Source organism: Promicromonospora citrea, from assembly GCF_013004695.1.
In the GTDB taxonomy this organism is placed as follows: Bacteria; Actinomycetota; Actinomycetes; order Actinomycetales; family Cellulomonadaceae; genus Promicromonospora; species Promicromonospora citrea.
On record NZ_JABEMG010000245.1, the window covers coordinates 1 to 2,858 of the forward strand.

4 protein-coding genes are annotated in these 2,858 nt (G+C 76.7%); 3 read left to right on the top strand and 1 reads right to left on the bottom strand.

Going from position 1 to position 2,858, the window contains the following annotated elements; all coding sequences use genetic code 11:
• Positions 1–494 (top strand): hypothetical protein (locus tag HLB15_RS23120; protein WP_212760274.1); only part of this gene is annotated, 494 nt, incomplete at its 5' end.
• A 66-nt stretch (positions 495–560) separates the two neighbouring features.
• The gene (locus HLB15_RS23125; RefSeq protein ID WP_171109066.1) at positions 561–1,766 is read left to right on the top strand and encodes a YibE/F family protein; all 1,206 of its coding nucleotides are present in this window, start codon (positions 561–563) and stop codon (positions 1,764–1,766) included.
• Here HLB15_RS23125 and HLB15_RS23130 read toward each other — a convergent pair.
• A complete protein-coding gene (locus tag HLB15_RS23130; protein ID WP_171109068.1) occupies positions 1,663–2,253 on the bottom strand; it encodes a MarR family winged helix-turn-helix transcriptional regulator in 591 nt (196 codons plus the stop codon). The two genes, HLB15_RS23125 and HLB15_RS23130, sit on opposite strands and share 104 nt — an antisense overlap.
• 154 nt (positions 2,254–2,407) lie before the next feature.
• On the opposite strand from HLB15_RS23130, the gene HLB15_RS23135 reads away from it, so the two are divergent.
• On the top strand, positions 2,408–2,858 hold a 451-nt coding region (locus HLB15_RS23135), incomplete at its 3' end, for an alcohol dehydrogenase catalytic domain-containing protein (RefSeq protein WP_311979611.1).

Genomic DNA, 2,858 nt, shown 5'->3' on the forward strand with positions numbered 1-2,858 from the left:
GTCGCTCCCTGCGGTGGGCCCTGGCCGGCGGTGTCGCCGCCGCGCTCGCGGCGGGCGCCGCCTGGCTCGTGCCCGCCCTCGGCCAGGCCGGCGACGACGGCCTGGCCAGCGGCGTCTACGCCCTCACCGGGGAGCCGCTGACGGGCCCGGACGCGCAGGCCGCGCACGAGGTCACGGTCGAGATCTCGACGCCGTCCGACGGCGAGCTCGTCAGGGTGGCCTACGCGGGCACCGTGGACGTCGCCCAGGACGGCGGCACCCAGCAGCGCCGCGAGGGCAACGGCGACGGGTTCACGGTCCGCACGCCCTGGACGGGCACGATCCCCGTCGACACGCAGATGTTCTCCCTCCTGGTCACCGCGGCCGGCGACGCCGAGGACATCACCTGCCGCATCTCGCTCGACGGCGAGCCCGCTGCCGAGGGCACCGCGTCCTGGAGCTCGACCTGCGGGGTGCCCGTCGACACCGCCGACGTGCTCGACGGCCTCTTCTGACGGTCCGTCCCCCGGCAGTTCCGCGCTCGCCGCGCCGTCCGCCCGGCGCTGGGTGAGGATGACCGCATGGCGCACGCTCCCTCGCACGGTGCGGCGGGCCCCGCCGCGCCCAGGACCACGTTCTTCCTGGTCACGATCCTGGTCTCGGCCCTGCTCGCGACGCTGGCGGGGCTGTGGGTGCTGTGGCCCGGCGGGGCCGACGTGCCCGACCGGGTGCCCGCGAGAGCGGAGGGCACGTCGTTCGTCTCGGCGACCGTCGCCGGGCCGGCCGACCCGGACACCGGCAGCGTCCCGGTCGAGCTCCCCGACGGCGAGGTCGTGCGCATGCAGTCGCCGGGACCGTCCGTGCCGCTCGCCGAGGGCGACCGCATCACCGCGGTCGACATCTCCGAGGTCGCGCAGCCCGGCGTCGACCCCCTGGTCTTCCTCGACCACCGGCGCGACCTGCCCATCGCGGCGCTGGCGGTCGTCTACGCGCTCGTCGTGCTACTCGTCGCGCGCTGGCGTGGCCTGGCGGCGCTCGCCGGCCTCGGCCTCGCGTTCGCCGTGCTGCTCGGGTTCACGATGCCGGCGCTGCTCGCGGGGCAGGACGCGTTCGGCGTCGCGCTGGTCACCGCGAGCCTCGTCATGTTCGCCACGCTGTACCTCGCGCACGGGTTGTCCGCCCGCACGTCCACGGCGCTGCTCGGCACGCTCGTCGGCCTCGTGCTCACCGCCGGCATCGCCGCCTGGGCGTCGGGCGCCGCGCAGATCACCGGCACCACCGACGAGGCGGCCGCGTTCCTGCCCGCGAGCGCCCCGGCCGCCGACCTGCGCGGGATCGCGCTGTGCGGCATCGTCCTGGCGGGCCTCGGCGTGCTCAACGACGTGACGATCACGCAGGCCTCCGCGGTGTGGGAGCTGCGGGCGCTCGCGCCGACGGCGTCGCGCGCCGAGCTGTTCGCCGGCGCGATGCGCATCGGGCGCGACCACATCGCCTCGACGGTCTACACGATCGCGTTCGCGTACGTGGGCGCCGCGCTGCCGCTGCTCCTGATGGTGTGGCTGGTGGACCAGTCGCCGCTGCGGGCGCTCACGTCGGGGGAGATCGCCGTGGAGGTGGTGCGCACGCTGGTCGGGTCGATCGGCCTCGTGCTCGCCATCCCCGTCACGACGGCGATCGCGACGCTCACGGTGCCCGGTCCGTCGGACCGGGTGGAGGCTCCTGCGGGCCCGGACCCGGCGTCCGACCCGGGGCTGATGGCGCCGGTGGCCGGGGCGTGGGCCCCGTAGCCCAGAGCGCTGCCTCGGTGACGTTCCGCTCGAGCGTGCGCAGCAGCCCGGTGGCCGCCGCGAGGTCGGCCGCCTCCAGAGCGCCCGCCGTGGCGGCCTCCAGGCGCGCCCAGGCGTCGGCGACGCGCGGGCGCAGCGCCTGGCTCGCGGGCGTGGGCTCCACCAGCGTGACCCGCCGGTCGTCGGTGCCGGGGCGGCGGCGCACGAAGCCGGACCGTTCGAGTCGTTGGACGGTCCGCGTCATCGCGGCCGAGTCGGTGCCGACGTACGCCGCGAGGTCGGTCTGCCGCTGGGGCCCGTGCTCCCAGAGGTACATGAGGATGAGCTCCTGCCCGGGGTGCAGGCCCAGCTCGCGGAACAGCTCGGCGGCCAGCGCGCGGTGGGCCCGCGCGAGCGCGACGACCGCGAGGCTGAGCGGACCGGTCCGGCCGGCGACCGGTCCGGTGCGCGGCTCGCTGTCCGGGTCAGGCACCTGGGGTCTCGGCATGCGTCTCATGGTAGGACGGGGTCAGGGCGGTGGCCCGTCGGCGCAGACCGACCGGAATGTCTCGGGGCGGCAACCGCGTTACCTGGCTGGGACAGCAAAACGGGACGGCACGCACGGGGCGGGTGCTCACGACGTGCGGGAAAGGACGGGCGCGGTGCGCGCAGCGGTGTACGACAGGTTCGGTGACCCCGAGGTGCTGCACGTCGGGGAGGTGCCCGACCCGCAGGCGGGCGCCGGGCAGGTCCGGGTGCGGGTCGAGGCGGCGGGTGTGAACCCGTTCGACGCCAAGGTCCGCTCGGGCGCGATGGAGCACGCCTTCCGCACGCCCCTGCCGGCGGTGCCCGGCACGGAGGTGTCCGGCGTCGTGGACCAGGTGGGCGACGGCGTCACGGGCGTCGCCGTCGGCGACCGGGTGACCGGCTGGACCGGCCGCGGCGCCGCCGAGCTCGCCCTGCTGCGGCGCTGGGCGCCCGTGCCCGACGACATGGACGCCGCCCAGGCCGCCGCCCTGCCCGTGGTGGGCGAGACGGCGCGGCGCGCGCTGCGCCTCCTGGACCTGCGGCCCGGCGAGACGCTGCTGGTGCACGGCGCGAGCGGCGGCGTCG

Coding starts and splice junctions, on each gene's coding strand:
- HLB15_RS23125 (WP_171109066.1), top strand. CDS start 561: ATGGCGCACGCTCCCTCGCACGGTGCGGCGGGCCCCGCCGCGCCCAGG.
- HLB15_RS23130 (WP_171109068.1), bottom strand. CDS start 2,253: ATGCCGAGACCCCAGGTGCCTGACCCGGACAGCGAGCCGCGCACCGGA.